Below are 761 nucleotides of genomic sequence, written 5' to 3' on the forward strand. Positions count from 1 at the left end.
CCAAAGTATTCCTCCTAAAATGTTTCAATTTCTTTTGTATGTAGTACCTAATTAAATAGTATTGATATTATTTATAAATGTAGTATACTATATTTATAGTTATATGTCACACGTGTGAATAAAATTCACCAATGTGTCTAAATGCTAAAACTAATTTACGGAGTTGATTTATATGAATAATATGAACGCTATTGTTTGGTTATTTCCTATTATCTTTATGATCCATGATTTTGAAGAAATTATATTTATTTCAGCTTGGCGGAAAAAATATAAGGATTACATTAAAACTTGCACAATGAAAAAGATACCATTTGCAGATTTTAAAAGTACAGCTTCTTTCTCCATTGGAGTAGAAATCCTATTTCTCATTTTTTCATTTTCTGCACTGTTTTCAATTATTTTTAATAATTATTATATTTGGTATGGGCTTTTCTTTGCCACTACAGCTCACTTTATCGTAGCTCATTTTATATTGACCTTAAAGTTTAAATATTATGTTCCAGGTATTATAACTGCTATTTTATTTTTACCTCTAAGTATCTATATTCTTTATACTGCAACATTAATAATAGGATTTAGCCTAACTGAAATACTATTATCTTGTGTTGGTGGTTCATTATTTGCGTTTGTGATTTATGTTTTTCTTCACAGCGTAGAAAAAAACCTTGAAAATCAATTACTTAAATTCTCAAATAAATAAAAGATGAATTGTAAAAATAGCTATATGTTATATTATAAATAACTTATAGCTATTTTTATAT

Annotated in this window: 1 protein-coding gene; it reads left to right on the forward strand. The window is 25.2% G+C overall.

All coding sequences use genetic code 11. The features are described 5' to 3' along the window. Positions 1-172 precede the first annotated feature (172 nt). The gene (locus LGK95_RS22185) at positions 173-700 is read left to right on the forward strand and encodes an HXXEE domain-containing protein (protein WP_226127100.1); all 528 of its coding nucleotides are present in this window, start codon (positions 173-175) and stop codon (positions 698-700) included. The last annotated feature ends 61 nt before the right edge of the window (positions 701-761 follow it).

This window comes from Clostridium algoriphilum (assembly GCF_020443705.1).
Lineage (GTDB): Bacteria > Bacillota > Clostridia > Clostridiales > Clostridiaceae > Clostridium_AD > Clostridium_AD algoriphilum.

Coding starts and splice junctions, on each gene's coding strand:
- LGK95_RS22185 (WP_226127100.1), top strand. CDS start 173: ATGAATAATATGAACGCTATTGTTTGGTTATTTCCTATTATCTTTATG.